Source organism: Leptothoe sp. EHU-05/26/07-4 (genome assembly GCF_043421015.1).
GTDB lineage: Bacteria > Cyanobacteriota > Cyanobacteriia > Phormidesmidales > Phormidesmidaceae > Leptothoe > Leptothoe turfae.
In genome coordinates this window covers 632,229-645,808 of sequence record NZ_JAXSQV010000002.1, presented here as the reverse complement: position 1 = coordinate 645,808, position 13,580 = coordinate 632,229, and the positions used below count along the sequence as shown (strand labels likewise).

At 47.6% G+C, this 13,580-nt stretch carries 15 protein-coding genes and 1 pseudogene; 7 read left to right on the top strand and 9 right to left on the bottom strand.

Features of this window, described 5'->3' with window-relative positions; translation table 11 throughout:
* Positions 1-83: 83 nt before the first annotated feature.
* Together U2F10_RS04595 and U2F10_RS04590 are read right to left on the bottom strand one after the other, a co-directional pair.
* A complete protein-coding gene (locus tag U2F10_RS04595) occupies positions 84-632 on the bottom strand; it encodes a hypothetical protein (protein ID WP_499865936.1) in 549 nt (182 codons plus the stop codon).
* Positions 633-702: 70 nt separating this feature from the next.
* Positions 703-1,692, bottom strand: coding sequence for an NAD(P)/FAD-dependent oxidoreductase (locus U2F10_RS04590; protein WP_499871016.1), 990 nt, complete (start codon positions 1,690-1,692; stop codon positions 703-705).
* 318 nt (positions 1,693-2,010) lie between these two features.
* On the opposite strand from U2F10_RS04590, the gene U2F10_RS04585 reads away from it, so the two are divergent.
* The 3 genes from U2F10_RS04585 to U2F10_RS04575 are packed head-to-tail and all read left to right on the top strand — an operon-like array spanning position 2,011 to position 3,814.
* The gene (locus U2F10_RS04585; protein WP_499871014.1) at positions 2,011-2,400 is read left to right on the top strand and encodes a 2TM domain-containing protein; all 390 of its coding nucleotides are present in this window, start codon (positions 2,011-2,013) and stop codon (positions 2,398-2,400) included.
* Between the two features lie 20 nt (positions 2,401-2,420).
* Entirely contained in the window at positions 2,421-3,041 is a 621-nt protein-coding gene (locus U2F10_RS04580) for a GNAT family N-acetyltransferase (protein WP_499865939.1), read from the top strand.
* A 41-nt stretch (positions 3,042-3,082) separates the two neighbouring features.
* Positions 3,083-3,814 (top strand): DUF2927 domain-containing protein, encoded by a 732-nt coding sequence (locus U2F10_RS04575; protein WP_499871013.1) that lies wholly within the window; start codon positions 3,083-3,085, stop codon positions 3,812-3,814.
* Between the two features lie 15 nt (positions 3,815-3,829).
* Here U2F10_RS04575 and U2F10_RS04570 read toward each other — a convergent pair whose 3' ends face one another.
* Positions 3,830-4,210: a DUF7980 family protein gene (locus U2F10_RS04570; protein WP_499871011.1), complete on the bottom strand. Its 381-nt coding sequence runs from the start codon at positions 4,208-4,210 to the stop codon at positions 3,830-3,832.
* A gap of 63 nt (positions 4,211-4,273) precedes the next feature.
* On the opposite strand from U2F10_RS04570, the pseudogene U2F10_RS04565 reads away from it, so the two are divergent.
* Positions 4,274-5,289, top strand: a pseudogene (locus tag U2F10_RS04565) (IS701 family transposase).
* Between the two features lie 476 nt (positions 5,290-5,765).
* Here the strand turns inward: U2F10_RS04565 and U2F10_RS04560 are convergent.
* Positions 5,766-5,927 (bottom strand): helix-turn-helix domain-containing protein, encoded by a 162-nt coding sequence (locus U2F10_RS04560; RefSeq protein ID WP_499871010.1) that lies wholly within the window; start codon positions 5,925-5,927, stop codon positions 5,766-5,768.
* Positions 5,920-6,654, bottom strand: coding sequence for an AraC family transcriptional regulator (locus U2F10_RS04555; protein ID WP_499871008.1), 735 nt, complete (start codon positions 6,652-6,654; stop codon positions 5,920-5,922). Before U2F10_RS04555 ends, U2F10_RS04560 begins: the two co-directional genes overlap by 8 nt.
* Before the next feature lie 113 nt (positions 6,655-6,767).
* On the opposite strand from U2F10_RS04555, the gene U2F10_RS04550 reads away from it, so the two are divergent.
* Positions 6,768-6,956 carry a hypothetical protein gene (locus U2F10_RS04550; protein ID WP_250565099.1) on the top strand — a complete coding sequence of 63 codons (189 nt, stop codon included), beginning with the start codon at positions 6,768-6,770 and terminating at the stop codon, positions 6,954-6,956.
* A 27-nt stretch (positions 6,957-6,983) separates the two neighbouring features.
* On the opposite strand, the gene U2F10_RS04545 is transcribed toward U2F10_RS04550, so the two are convergent.
* From U2F10_RS04545 to U2F10_RS04535, 3 genes are all read right to left on the bottom strand, one after another.
* The gene (locus U2F10_RS04545) at positions 6,984-7,646 is read right to left on the bottom strand and encodes a transposase (protein ID WP_499871006.1); all 663 of its coding nucleotides are present in this window, start codon (positions 7,644-7,646) and stop codon (positions 6,984-6,986) included.
* 397 nt (positions 7,647-8,043) lie between these two features.
* A complete protein-coding gene (locus U2F10_RS04540) occupies positions 8,044-8,235 on the bottom strand; it encodes an SUMF1/EgtB/PvdO family nonheme iron enzyme (protein WP_499871005.1) in 192 nt (63 codons plus the stop codon).
* Between the two features lie 586 nt (positions 8,236-8,821).
* On the bottom strand, positions 8,822-9,001 hold the full coding sequence (locus U2F10_RS04535) for a hypothetical protein (RefSeq protein WP_499871003.1): 180 nt from the start codon (positions 8,999-9,001) through the stop codon (positions 8,822-8,824).
* Positions 9,002-9,311: 310 nt separating this feature from the next.
* On the opposite strand from U2F10_RS04535, the gene U2F10_RS04530 reads away from it, so the two are divergent.
* Positions 9,312-11,363 carry an ABC transporter ATP-binding protein/permease gene (locus tag U2F10_RS04530; protein WP_499871001.1) on the top strand — a complete coding sequence of 684 codons (2,052 nt, stop codon included), beginning with the start codon at positions 9,312-9,314 and terminating at the stop codon, positions 11,361-11,363.
* 186 nt (positions 11,364-11,549) lie between these two features.
* A complete protein-coding gene (locus U2F10_RS04525; RefSeq protein WP_163668273.1) occupies positions 11,550-12,002 on the top strand; it encodes a hypothetical protein in 453 nt (150 codons plus the stop codon).
* Between the two features lie 72 nt (positions 12,003-12,074).
* On the opposite strand, the gene U2F10_RS04520 is transcribed toward U2F10_RS04525, so the two are convergent.
* A complete protein-coding gene (locus U2F10_RS04520) occupies positions 12,075-13,343 on the bottom strand; it encodes a M23 family metallopeptidase (RefSeq protein WP_163697479.1) in 1,269 nt (422 codons plus the stop codon).
* Between the last annotated feature and the right edge of the window lie 237 nt (positions 13,344-13,580).

The following is a 13,580-nucleotide window of genomic DNA, read 5'->3' as shown; positions in this document are numbered from 1 at the left end:
CTCTGATATTTGTCGCGTTAAATCTTCGGTGACCCCTCCTGCAACTGGGTTACGCCTTTGGGACCCGACTATCCTTTTCTAGGTTAACGAACGCTCAGCTCAATCAGACAAGCATTAAGAACATTTTGGCTCACCTGATCCAGCGTGCTAAGACGATGGGCATCTCTGAGTTCTAGTTCATAGGGGGCTAGGCCAGTCGCCTCTGGATGCCCCGCTATGGTAGGCTGTAGCTGGGTCAAAATGCTGTAGGGATAAACCTCTGTGGTACCAGGAGGAGACACCCACAAATCCAGACTCTCTCCATGAACAGTTCCTGTAAAACAGCTATATTCTGATAGTGGCTGATAGAATCCACCGACTACTTGATTCTCTTCTAGCTGTAACACCATATATTCAACAGTTGCAGATTCAGAGCTGTCAGCAAGGCTATCGGATGACGTTGGCTGTAGGTCACTACTAAAGAGATAAGTTCCGTTGCGTACGTCAGGCGATCTCAGATCTAAGGCGATCTCTTCAGGTACAGCATCTACCAAGTTAGTAGACGGTTGAGCGACGGCAACGGGGGCAAATGAAGATACCAGACTAGTAAGGGCTATGGCATGGAGGATACGTTCAATAGTAATAGGGAGCATGATTCTGAAAAGACATAGAGATGGTAAAAGAGATTTTTGTTGTTGCCGATCCTCAGCAACAACAAATTTATTAGGCGGCAATTGCTTTCCCAGCACGTCGGCTACCTTCTACCCGGCGAATGTCTCGCCAAATTTGGGTAGCTGCCTTTGCGCCATCAGAGGCGGCCACAATCACCTGATTCATACCGACTTTAAGGTCACCAATGGCAAAGATACGTGGGTGAGATGTGCGCAACATATCATCCGTAATCAGGTTGCCGCCTTTATAGTCCAGATCAATACCGTTTAAGTAATCGCTGTGGTAGCGAGAGCCCATGGAAACTAGCCCAGCTTGCAGCTGAACCTTGGAGCCATTTTCTAGCTCCACACCAGTCATCTGATGGTTTTCACCGAGGAATTGCTTAATGGGCGTTTCAACTAATTCAAAGCCTTGGTCAGCTAGAGACTTTTGACGTTCTGGACTGACCTCAAACTGTCCATTGGTCAATAGAACAATATCGCGAGTAAACCAGCTTAACGGTTCGGCAACCCCCAGGCTGGCTTCGCTGGCACCAAAAATACCCACACGCTGATCAACAACTTCATAGCCATCACAAATCAGACACACATGCAGATTGTAGCCAGCATAATCAAAGACATTTTGCATATTTTCAAGCTGGGGCAGATGATCAATTACACCGCTGGCAGCAACTAAATAGCGGGTCTTAAAGCTGTGATAGACACTGTTGCTACGGCCAATTTTGACACGCACAATAAAATAGTCGCCTGCGTCGGTCACGTCTTCTACAAAAGCATTCAGCCAGTCGCCATTCAGAGAAAGATAATGCTCTTTCCCTTGCTTAAGCAGTTCCCGTCCTGGCGTATCCGGAGGCAGACCTAGATAGTTGTGTAATTCCTGCATCCACAATGAGCGAGCTTTGCCCTTATCAATAATCAGGGTATTGAGAAGATAGCGTTGCAGATAGATCCCTGCAGAGAGACCACCGGCTCCGCCTCCTACAACAACCGCATCGTAAATATGATCATTTTGTTCTTGGAGATTTCGTTTATTAAGTTTCATAGTCAAGGATCTCCTTTACGTAACTGTATAGGTAGACAGGTCTGTACTTATAAATCAAAAGCAGCTGACAAGAATAGCCGCCAAGGTCGCTCACAACTTCAATTATATAGACAGGTCTGTATAATAACTTGAATTCTCAGGAACTTCTAAGGCATTGGCGGCTTACAGTGCCCTGAAAGCTTGGTGCAAGGAGCTTTAGCGTATTTACCTAATAGCCCCAAGGCAGGCGAAAAAAACAATGTTGACACTGTCAATATGGTTGGCTATCTTTAAGTTGACAGCGTAAATATTGAATGATGCTTGTAGGGAGGTTTAGTAATGGCAGAAGGTTACTCAGCTGAGCAGGTGCAGCAAATTTTGGTGACGGCCATGGGACAGCGGCAGGAAGATGGATTTTCGCGATCGCAACTCATAGAAATGGCTACTGACCTAGGCATCTCCCCAGAGGTTCTCCAGCAGGCAGAGCAAACTTTGCAACAGGTACCCGTGCCCAAGCAGTCCGTCTCTATGCAAGCTTCAAAGCGCCAGAAATTCCAACAGAGTCTGAAAACCTATGCGGTTGTCAATGCCTTTTTACTTGCCCTAAACGTCACCCTCAGCGGCACAATTACCTGGGCTATCTATCCCCTCTTAGGTTGGGGTCTAGGTCTGCTGTTGCCAGAAGACTTCTTGCCCTGCACCAAGACTCAATCATGGGGAAAGGTCTAAACCAAGCTTGGTAGTGAATTATGATTAAACAATCAGAGAATACCTTAACCACTGCTCAACAAGAAACGGCTGCTGACGTTTTAGGCGCAGCCTTTGCCCAAGACATCTTTATGGCCTATCTATTTCCCGATGCTGCAACACGGGAGAGAAATCTGGCACAGCTTTTTCTACCCATTATCCGTTCTGCTATGCTTTACGGTAACGTTCAATTTGCTCCAGAACATGGCGTACTTGCCTGGCTACCAGGGCATGTCCTTCCCTTGAATCTATTTCAGCTACTCCGGAGCGGATTGATTTGGACGCCGTTGAACATGGGTTTTGATGCATTTAATCGTTTACAAGCCCATGATGGCTTTTGTGAACATGTGCTTTTGTCCAAAGCACCAAAGGAGTTTGCCTACCTATGGCTCGTGGGTGTGCATCCGCAGGCCAAGGGGCAGGGGCTGGGCAAACGGATGCTCCAATCAGCACTGAGGGACATGTATAGTAGCGGTTACTCAACCTGTCTACTGAGAACGGATAACGAGAAAAATGTTCCCCTTTACCAGCACCTTGGCTTTGAAGTTATTCACACTGATATAGCCCCCAAAAGTGGCCTCCAATATTGGTTGCTATCGCAGATTACGTCGCCGGCTGATTAGGCTAAGATCCGGCTAGTTAATCCCATGCCACCTAGCAATTGATGATCCGTTTTTTGGTCGGCACTACTCTAATGCTTGTCAGCCTTAGTAGTTGTCTTAAGCCCCATGGTGAAAATTCTTCAATATCCACTGCAGATGGCTCTGATGCTGAGATCACGAATATGTCAGTGGAGCAAACGAACGAGATTCTAGACTATTTCTATGAGGTTGCTCTGAGTTCAGAATTTGGTGAATCCACAGGCCGAGTTATCAAATGGGAGACGGATATAAAAATATTTATTTCTGGGCAATATTCTACATATTTAGATGTAGAGTTAACCAAAATTATCGACGAGCTTAACCAGCTAAGTGAGTCAATTCAGCTGACACGAACAGCCTCTAAAGAAGAGTCTAATTATTTAATTCATTTTGGCAGTGCAGCAGAGTATTCAGATATAGAGCCGAACGCTAAACCCTATGTGGATGATAACTGGGGACTGCTTTGGGTTTATTGGGATGCTAATGGTGAAATATACCAGGGCTCAATGTATGTTGATGTACTGAGGGCTACCGATGAAAATGCTCAGAAACATATATTACGAGAAGAGCTTACTCAGTCTTTAGGATTGTTAAATGACTCATATAAATATCCAGAGAGTATTTTTTACCAAAAGTGGACGGAAACCACAGAATATTCAGCGATTGATCAGCAGATAATCAAGATTTTATACAGCGATAAAGTAAAAGCCAACATGACCAAACAGGACCTCAATGCAGTCTTTAAATCTCTATGAAAATGTTCTTGGAGATTAGAGCTGTAGGTCCGTTATAAAGTCAGGAATATCCCATACGTGGAAGTAAACTAAGGCAGAAACAATGATTGTATAGAGGGTGGCACTGCCCAAGCCAATTAAGGTATCTCGGATAATGTTCCGTTTATCGTCAGGCAGAAATATATCGATTGCTCCCAACTGCATCATAATCATCCCCAGCACATTGGAGAGCCAGTAGCCAATTATTGTGCCTGGGAGAAACCAATGGGAATTTAGCCAACTCACCCCATAACCAAAAGCCAGAGCGATGGGCAGGTTAAAAAATAGATCATTCCACCATGAGAGGGGAGACAACATATACCCAATGCTTACCAGTGCGCCACCGCGCAGGTTTTTAAATAGATAGGACTTACGCAAAGCAGATCAGAAAAAGGAAGTTAGTCATAGCTTAATGCAGGGGAAATCGATAAGATCAAGGGCATGAGGAAACCGTTCAGCCGACTTGATGACTGCCAATATCTCCTGATCAGCCAAGTGAACTATACGCTGACCAATTTTGCTGACCATAGCGAAGCCTGGACCCATGACACCATTAATCGATACTTAAAACGAGAACGCATTACCCCTCGATTGGTCTGGGAGAACACACAATCGCAAGTCGAGGCAGATATGGCTATGTGCTCTTTGACGACACGGTTCTCGACAAACGGCATTCGTTCTCGATTGATTTGGTGCGTCGACAATACAGTGGTAATGCCAAACAAGTGATTAAAGGCATCGGTGTGGTCAGCTGCATCTATGTCAATCCCAACACCGATCAGTTCTGGTTGATTGATTACCGAATCTATGACCCCGATGGCGATGGCAAGAGTAAACTTGACCATGTTAGCGAGATGCTAATAAATCTCGTGTATCACAAGCAATTACCTTTTCATGCCGTCCTGATGGACAGTTGGTATGCGGCCAAGGCGTTGTTGTTACTCATCGAATCGCTTGATAAAGTCTATTACTGCCCACTCAAGTCAAATCGCAAAGTAGATGATTCAGGAGGACAAGGTTCTTATGAACGTGTAGACAGTTTGAACTGGAACGAGACCGAACTATCCACAGGTAAAGTCATTAAGCTTAGAGGATTTCCCAAAGACCATAAGGTGAGACTGTTCCGGGTTGAGGCGTCTACCCACCGCACGGACTATATCGTCACCAACGATTGGACTCAAGAGTCAACAGCGGCGACACAAGAAGCGTGTAGCTACCGTTGGCGCATTGAGCAGTTACACCGAGAGGGAAAACAGACCACGGGCTTGGAACACTGTCAGTGTCGGCTTGCCAGAATTCAGCGCAACCACATTGGGTGTGCGCTGTTGGTCTGGGTTAGGCTCAATCAATTAGCGATCCAAACAGGTCAGACACTTTACCAGCTCAAACGTGGGTTGCTTGACAATTATCTGGTTCAACAACTCAGAAACCCTGATATTCAGTTCGCTGCTGCGTAAGTCCTACTTAAATTAGACAAACCACCACAAAGCAAGCGATCTATAAACCAATCCTTGATGTTCAACGTGAATCTCCTCATATCAATCAATATTTACCTACTTGACTATCAATACGAATGAGGGGGCGATTTGGATGAAAAATATTTAAATTGACCTAAAAGCTAGCAAGCGTAAGGGTCAGGCCTTGCTGCAGCTTCAATGTCTCACCCATAATTTTTGAGGATCGCGCCCTGCTCATAACTTCCTTGACGCAGGAGATCCCAGGTTAATTCTGAGGCGGACACGGACAAAGCTTCTGGCCTTGACGCCTAACCCTGCGCAGGAGCAGACGAAGTGTCCGATATATTCAAAGCTGTCGGATGGGGAGAAAGGCTTTCGGAACAAGTTAAACTTTCATTCGAAAGAAGCTCCTGAAGTCCAAACCGCTATGCGACCTTAAATCGCATTAGCATCGCATCAGCCATTTTGTTGCAATCTTAGCTTTTTCGATAACGACTAGGAGTTATTCCAGTAGCTTCTCGAAAATGTTTGGTCAAGTGACTTTGGCTATTGAACCCACATTGCAGGGCAATTTCTGCGATCGCAAGTTTTGTTCCTTTTAATAACTGTTGAGCCTGCTCTACCCGCTGCTTAAGCATATACTGATGGGGGGGTGATGCCCATCGACTGCTTAAACAAGCGGCTGAAGTGAAACTGACTCATACCGGCTACCTCAGCCAGGTCTGCCAATTGAATCGACCGATCGAGATGAGCCTGAATGTAGTCTGAAATTTGCAAAATCTTGCGATCGCCTAAGTCTCCCTTATACAAAGCAACGCGAGGCTGATCAGCAGAATACTCACGGAGCAAATTGATCGCTAACACATTCGCCAGCGATTCCACATAAAGTTGCCCCACCCAGCCATCACCCTTATGCATCTCGCTACGTAACAGCATCAAAACTTGTTCAAGCTGAGGATCGCGCATACAAAATACTGTGCGGAGTTCCAATCGAGCTGGGTCAAGCTCTACGACAGATTGGGCCACGAACTGCAGAAACTGTGCCGGAATTTGCACATGAAAATAGTGATCGTCCCCCTCAGCTCGATAGGACGCTGGGATCTGAGCTGGGATAATAGAAATGTCTCCTTTGGCATAGAGCCCCGTATACCGGCGGTCGCCCACCACCTGATGAATACGGTGGGGGCGGGGGGCCAAGCAGAGGGCAATAGCATGTCGTTCCCCTTCTAGCAGGTCTGTGCCACCGGGCGGTTCCTGAAATTCTTCCACCAATAACGGCTGCCAGCCCAGGGTTTGGCTCGAAGCAATCGGTTTAGGTCCAGAGCTGCTCAGAGGGCTACTGTTATGCTGAGTTGCCTTTGCCATAAGACGTTTAAGACTTTTTCAAAAATTGGCCGCAAGATTCTGATAAATACGCAAGTTTCAACCAGAAAGCTATCTACGGTTCTCTGCAAGGTCTCCAGGATACTCAAGTACCCATGCTGCTGAATATGCTGGGCTACTGGGGCGTTGGGCTATCGGTGGGCTATGTGCTTGGCTTCCAGTTTGGGATGGGCAGTCGGGGACTATGGATCGGACAGTCGGTTGCGATCGCAGCCGTGGCTATCCTCTTCAGCTGGCGGCTTTACCAGCTAATCGGTCGCCGCAAGCATGTATTTTCGGCATAGAAATAGAGGAGACAGATGTGGAAAACATCACCATGAGATCTCCACGATAGGATAGAGCTGATCGTTTTTCCAAGTTTTAGGATTCAGTACAATATAGTGTCGCAGTGTTTGTAGCGCCTCGTTGTCACGGATAATGTGTTCGTAATAATTTCGTTGCCACAGGCGTTGATGGAAAGGTTCCCAATCCTGGTGATGTACCCCGGTAATATAACCGTGGGTCGTAATGGATTTGAATGCGCCAACAATATGTCCCAACGTGATTTTTTCTGTAGGGGCTGGCCTTGTACCTGCCCTGCGATCATTGTCGCCTAATATCGATCCGCTATGGGTAACGTTATTGCAGGATAGATTTGATAGGGATGCTGGATTATGGCATAGGTTGTCCAGGGCACCCACAAGGGGAGCCCCTACGGAATTGTTCAATGTGATAATGCCGTGAAAATGGTTGGGCATGACGACAAAGGTGTCTAATGCGATATGAAGAAATCGGTCGGGTAGATCAATCCAGGATTGTTGCACCATACGACCGGCATCATTTAATTGCATTTGGCCAGCAACAATGTCGCCCAACAAACATGCACGGTTTTGAAGGCAGATGGTAACAAAATAGTCTCCTGGTGATGAATAGTCGTAATGTTTCAGGCGAATGGATCGGCGATGGTGTTTGTCTGGATCAAATTTATTGGGCATTGCATGGCCATGGATTGGTAATTCAGAATTCCCCCATAGCTATCGCAAAACACCGAAACCCTGTAGGGGCAATGCCTCGTGCTTGCCCTGCGACCGTTATTGCCATATACCGATGGTGCGATCTCGCATTTGCCCAATATAGTCCAATAATCGGTCGAATCATTACATGGGGTGTCCAGGGCATCCGGTAGGGGCAATGCCTTGTGCTTGCCCCCCGATCATTATCGGCATTTGCCGACATATGAATGGTCGATCGGCTAATGGCATAGGTTATCCAGGATATTCGGTAGGGGCAATGCCTTGTGCTTGCCCCCCGATCATTATCGGCATTTGCCGACATATGAATGGTCGATCGGCTAATGGCATAGGTTATCCAGGGCACCCACAAGGGGAGCCCCTACCCGCAGGCGATGCGAAAACCATAATAATCTACGCGGGTGTCTGGGGTGCTGCTCATACGAAATGCAGAACGGCATTGGGCAGGACCAACAATCCAGGAACCGCTCCGTAGGACGCGATAGGTGTCGTCACCACTGTGTATTAGCAGCCAAATAAAACACCAGCGTGAAATTATGATGTAAGATGTCATCCCCTAACGCTACGCTTTAGCGCATGCCCTTTGGGCTTTAGGGGAGGTGCCGTAGGCGGAGGCGTCTCGACCAATAGCATGCACTATCGATAACCCCCTATAAGCTGCCGTGTATACATAAGTCAGAGACTATTACTGAAAGTATTGATTTCAAAGGGTTTTATCCAGCGAGCTTGATTGTCAATAGCGATTTTTTATTGACAATAACCTATGCAATATCAAGGCATTCAGAAGTCAGCTTAAGGCTTAAATTCAATAGTCTCCCAGATGTGTATACACAGTAGGTGTAGGGGCTGGCCTTGTGCCTGCCCTGCGATCGCTTGGCCTAATGTCGATCTGCCATGGGTCATGTTGTTGTGGACGGATGTGATAGGTATGTTGGATTATGGCGTAGGTTATCTAGGGCACCCACAAGGGGAGCCCCTACGTTTTCTGTATAAATTCAGTATTATGTTGACCATTTTGAATATCTTTGGGCATGGTGGATTTATATAGAGATAACAAGGTATCTGAATAACAAAAGGGCACCCACAAGGGGAGCCCCTACATCAACCATTTAGGTTTTATTACAACCGTTTACTTGTCTCTATTTACTTTGATTGTCTAGGTGCTCCAGGTGAGTCTCCTGGATATCTTTAACACTCTTAGACTGGTTATCCAAATGCTCTAAGCGTCTTTGATGTACGCTGTTGCCACCAGAAACATCTGTCAGCTGCTCATCAGAGATTTGCTCATCGGCCTGGGTGTTCTTAGTTTGATCTGTCATGGTGCATGCCTCAAAAAAATTAGGACAGTTACGAGCTGTGAAAGGAGAAACACAATGAACGCTTTTCCTTTCATGGGTATTACTTATCCAGGCTCCATCGCTGTAGTTTTAATGGTTGCTTAGAAGTGAATGACAAAATGGCATAGGTTTGCTGAGACTCTTCTCATAGAAATCATCCTTGGTAGTGACCCTTGTCACCGGATAAACTCAGCCATTTTAAAGCAGTATTTACAGTTATCTCAGCATTTTGTCAGAAATTCTTCAGATAACTCTGCCATCCTTTGGAGCACCTTGTTACTAGATTGCTAACATGCAAGACCCATCGTCATCTTCATTGTCACTGGGTGCCACCCCCAGTCGCTTTCAGTTTAACCGCCAACTGTGGGAACGATTTGTGGCCATTGCCCAACCCTATTTTTATCCCACTGGCCCCAGGCAAACTAGAGTCTATCTGGGTCTATTATTATTGTTGTTATTCGTTGTCGTCGCTGTTGCGTTTTGGCTCACAGTCGGTTTAACTTTACTGGGCAGAGCGCTATTTCCTGACTTTTTTACTACTTTGGCTGGACAACTGGTGGCGCAAGTGATGGCGTTATTGTTGTCTTGGATGCCCTATGGGGCCGTGGCAACTCTAGTCATAGGGGGTGCAGTTGCGTATCGGTTGAGGCGAGGCTTGCAACAGCGATGGTCCCAATGGAGTTTGCTCGGTCTTTTATTATTGTTGTCGTTTATAGTCAACGGCATCAATGTCTCCATTAGCTATGTTTTTAGATTTGTAGAAAATGCCCTAAATCAGCAGGATGCCAATACGTTTTGGCAATTTCTGTCTGTATATGGCGTGATTATTGTGGCGGTTATTCCAATTATTGTGTTGTACCGCTATGTACGCCTGAAGCTGGCATTGCGCTGGCGTATGTGGTTAACGGAACATTTCTTGGAGCGTTATTTTAGCAATCGTGCTTACTATGAGTTAGATTCGAATGCCGCCAATACGGAAATTGATAACCCAGATCAGCGGATTACCCAGGATATTAAGTCGTTTACAGCGGTTACGTTATCGTTTTTGCTCGATATTTTAGACTCGGTGCTGACGCTAGTTGCTTTTACTACCATTCTCTATACCATTTCTAAGCCGCTGACCATTGGGCTACTGGTGTATGCCATTGTGGGAACTGCGATCGCAGCCCTCACCGGTCGTCGCCTGATCAAAATCAACTACGATCAGCTCCGCCTTGAAGCCGACTTTCGCTACAGCATGGTGCATGTGCGAGACAATGCTGAATCCATTGCCTTTTATCGGGGTGAGCAACTAGAGAGAGAACAGGTCACCCAGCGTCTGCTCACAGCTGTCCGTAACTTTGACTTGTTGATTATTTGGCAATCCTTAATTGACATATTCCAGTATGGATACAACTATTTCACCCGGATTGTTCCCTATGTGATTGTTGCGCCGTTGTATTTTGCAGGGGAAACCGATTTTGGCACCTTCACCCAGGCAGCTATTGCCTTTAATCAGGTGCTGCGGGCGCTGTCGCTAATTACTAACCGTATTGACGAGATTGCCGAATTTGCCGCCAGCATCAATCGGCTTGGGGCTTTCTATGGGCATATGGAGCAGCCCTATGTTGCCCATCAGCACGAACATCGCAGTGAGATTCAGACGCATATTGATGCTCAATTGACGTTGGAAAAGCTGACGATTTTGACACCCAATTCTAGCCAGACCCTGGTCCAAGATTTGTCTCTACAGGTAGGGGCAAACGACCGCCTACTGATTGTGGGGGCAAGCGGTTGTGGTAAAAGCTCGCTATTGCGTGCGATCGCAGGGTTATGGACCAACGGCCAGGGTCAGATCCTAAGGCCAGAGGTGCGAGATATGTTGTTTTTGCCCCAGCGACCTTACATGCTGTTGGGCACCCTGCGAGAGCAGTTGACCTATCCCCATAATTATCAGCACCCAGAGGTGACGCTGCTAAACGTGTTAGAGCAGGTAAATTTGGGCGGTTTACCCGAGCGGTTTGGCGGTCTCGATACAATTCACGATTGGCTCAGTGTTTTATCGTTAGGACAACAGCAACGGTTGGCCTTTGCCCGGGTGCTACTCTCTCAGCCCCGATACGTCATGTTAGATGAGGCCACCAGTGCTTTAGATATTGAAAATGAGCGGCATCTCTATCAATTGCTAGCAGAAACTGAGACAGCCTACGTCAGCGTGGGACACCGGCCATCGTTGTTGGAGTACCACCATAGGGTACTGGAGTTAAGGGGCGATCAGCCCTGGCAGGTGGCGTCATCGGCAGCCTATGGCCGCAAATCCTCAGAGAGACAAGTATCATCGCCATTTATTTTTCACAAAGGCTAAAAAGCCCAATACAATTTCTTTATAGGCCAAAAATTACAGACCTATGGCAAACTGCTAACTGCATGCAGTCGTTTGCTGTGCCCATAGCTGCTGCCATCCATAGCTTCCAGCAATCACTGATGCTGTGAACTACATGCGCCAAGCTATTTTTGCTCAAGCTATATATTTACTACAGTTCGAAAAAAAATGATGAACATTAAGAAGTGGACGCCCCTTTCACTCTCTGTTTTAACAACGCTAGTCCTATGCGCGGCTTATCCAACTCCCCTGGTGGCCCAGGCACCAGCCCTGGGAGATCCTGTGACCACAGTGCCGGTGGCTCAAGACGGCATCACCATTCGCCTGGTAAATCAAACAACGGACACCATTACCTATGAAGCATTGGGGGATACTCAGCCTCGCCGCCTCACACCAACAGCAGACATCACCTTGCAACAGCTAAACACCCCAGCCACCCTGACGTTCTTTTACGAAGATATTCCGAAAGATCGCCAGACGGGGGTGGGCTTACTACAAACGGCCATCAACTTTGATGAAACGACCGGTGTCTTAGATATAATTATCCGCCCCACCAATGATTTAGATGCGGATGTCAGTAACCTGACCGTTGAGGCCAACGGCAACGTGTTTGTGTTTTAAGGAGATGCGGTCGCAGCTTATGTGCGGGCGCAGCTTATGTGCGGGCACAGCTAATGCGTACTGATTAATTGGCTAATTGGCGAGGGGCTGGGCTGGGCGGAACGGTAAGTCGGCTACAGCCTCTCCGCTAATGGGCTGAAGGGTGGAAGCCCCTGAGAAGGTTAGCAACGACGAATTACCCAGGGCCTGCGCCAGGGTGCCTAACGTTTGCTTAACCAGTGAGTCTGGATTTAGCACAACCCAACCATTGCTGGTGAGTTGGCGCAGCTCAAAGTGTAGGTGTGGCCCCGTGGAGTTACCTGTGCTACCCACCAAACCAATCACTTCACCTTGTTCTACCCATTCACCGGGCTGCACTAAAATCTGTGCCAGGTGGGCATAGCGGCTCTCCAGGCTGTTGTCGTTGTGGCGTAGTATGACCGTTAAACCGTAACCCCCTAAATATTCTGATACGGTGACGCGACCGGACTGGGTAGCAACAACGGATGTCCCCATGGGGGCGGCAATATCAGTCCCTGAGTGGAAGCGCTGTACTCCAAAAATAGGGTGCATCCGCCAGCCAAAGAGGGAGGATATGGAGGCAGGTACGGTCAATGGAAAAATGAATTTTTCACCCAGCTGTAGCTGCACAACGGCTTGGGCTGCTCTATTGTAATAGTCCCGAGCAGCGGCGGTTGTGCCGCCCGGCAGCGGTAGGCCTGGAATATTAATGGCAGAACCGGCAAAGCCACCTTGGGCTTGGCCAGGGGTTAAACGGTTTGCGATCGCACCTGCCAACCGACCCACGGTGCCACAGGCAGCATTGCTCACTCCATTGCGACCTTCTAACAAAAACTCACAGCCGCTAGAACGTTCAGAAATAACCACATCCGGCATCGTAGCGCCCACGCTATAGGATGTGGTATCAATCAGCCCAGCCCCATAGTCAGCGGGTGAAATCACCTCTACGTCAGGGGCACTGTTAGAAACCTCAGCCTGCCTGCCTGTCCTCAAGGACTCCAGGGTGGGGGCAGCCGCTGGCGCTGGCTCAATAAAAACTGTGCCATAATCAACAGCTCCAGACGATGGAGCCTCAATGGAGCTAGGCACAACGCTGCTGGGTGCTACAGGCTCTACCACCAAGGGGGCGGGAGCAACAGGAGGGGCAACTTGTCCTTGAGGGGTTTCAACGGCAGATTGAGGGGTGGCTAAATCACTGGCCGACCCCATCTCAGCTTGGGCCAAGACGGCCTGAGTACTCAACAGACCAACGACAGCAAAGGTGCTAACCCTCAAAAGCTGTGAGCTTTGAAGCGGGAGGTTCTGCACTAGTTGAATAAATGTTTTATCAGAAGCGGTCATGGCGAAATTGGTATTTGAGTAGGAGGCCCTGCCAATCGTTAGAGTTAATTTAGGTGCCCGCTGAGCTTGAGAATTTTAGCGTTTAACTTAGCCATTTAGACTTACGTATAACAGAGTAGCAATAAACTGAAGGAATCATCATATCCGGAGTCCACTGAAACGTGGCAATCGATAGATACAGGTTAGGAATACCTAGTAATGGAGCCAATGTAGGCCCTCTCAGTTATGTATCGCGCC

Excerpts from the sequence above, each read along its gene's own strand:
- U2F10_RS04535 (WP_499871003.1), bottom strand. The coding sequence starts at position 9,001 with ATGACAGATCAAACTAAGAACACCCAGGCCGATGAGCAAATCTCTGAT.
- U2F10_RS04545 (WP_499871006.1), bottom strand. The coding sequence starts at position 7,646 with ATGCCCAATAAATTTGATCCAGACAAACACCATCGCCGATCCATTCGC.
- U2F10_RS04560 (WP_499871010.1), bottom strand. The coding sequence starts at position 5,927 with ATGCTTAAGCAGCGGGTAGAGCAGGCTCAACAGTTATTAAAAGGAACA.
- U2F10_RS04580 (WP_499865939.1), top strand. The coding sequence starts at position 2,421 with ATGATTAAACAATCAGAGAATACCTTAACCACTGCTCAACAAGAAACG.
- U2F10_RS04525 (WP_163668273.1), top strand. The coding sequence starts at position 11,550 with ATGATGAACATTAAGAAGTGGACGCCCCTTTCACTCTCTGTTTTAACA.
- U2F10_RS04595 (WP_499865936.1), bottom strand. The coding sequence starts at position 632 with ATGCTCCCTATTACTATTGAACGTATCCTCCATGCCATAGCCCTTACT.
- U2F10_RS04585 (WP_499871014.1), top strand. The coding sequence starts at position 2,011 with ATGGCAGAAGGTTACTCAGCTGAGCAGGTGCAGCAAATTTTGGTGACG.
- U2F10_RS04550 (WP_250565099.1), top strand. The coding sequence starts at position 6,768 with ATGCTGCTGAATATGCTGGGCTACTGGGGCGTTGGGCTATCGGTGGGC.
- U2F10_RS04590 (WP_499871016.1), bottom strand. The coding sequence starts at position 1,692 with ATGAAACTTAATAAACGAAATCTCCAAGAACAAAATGATCATATTTAC.
- U2F10_RS04575 (WP_499871013.1), top strand. The coding sequence starts at position 3,083 with ATGATCCGTTTTTTGGTCGGCACTACTCTAATGCTTGTCAGCCTTAGT.
- U2F10_RS04555 (WP_499871008.1), bottom strand. The coding sequence starts at position 6,654 with ATGGCAAAGGCAACTCAGCATAACAGTAGCCCTCTGAGCAGCTCTGGA.
- U2F10_RS04540 (WP_499871005.1), bottom strand. The coding sequence starts at position 8,235 with ATGACATCTTACATCATAATTTCACGCTGGTGTTTTATTTGGCTGCTA.
- U2F10_RS04530 (WP_499871001.1), top strand. The coding sequence starts at position 9,312 with ATGCAAGACCCATCGTCATCTTCATTGTCACTGGGTGCCACCCCCAGT.
- U2F10_RS04520 (WP_163697479.1), bottom strand. The coding sequence starts at position 13,343 with ATGACCGCTTCTGATAAAACATTTATTCAACTAGTGCAGAACCTCCCG.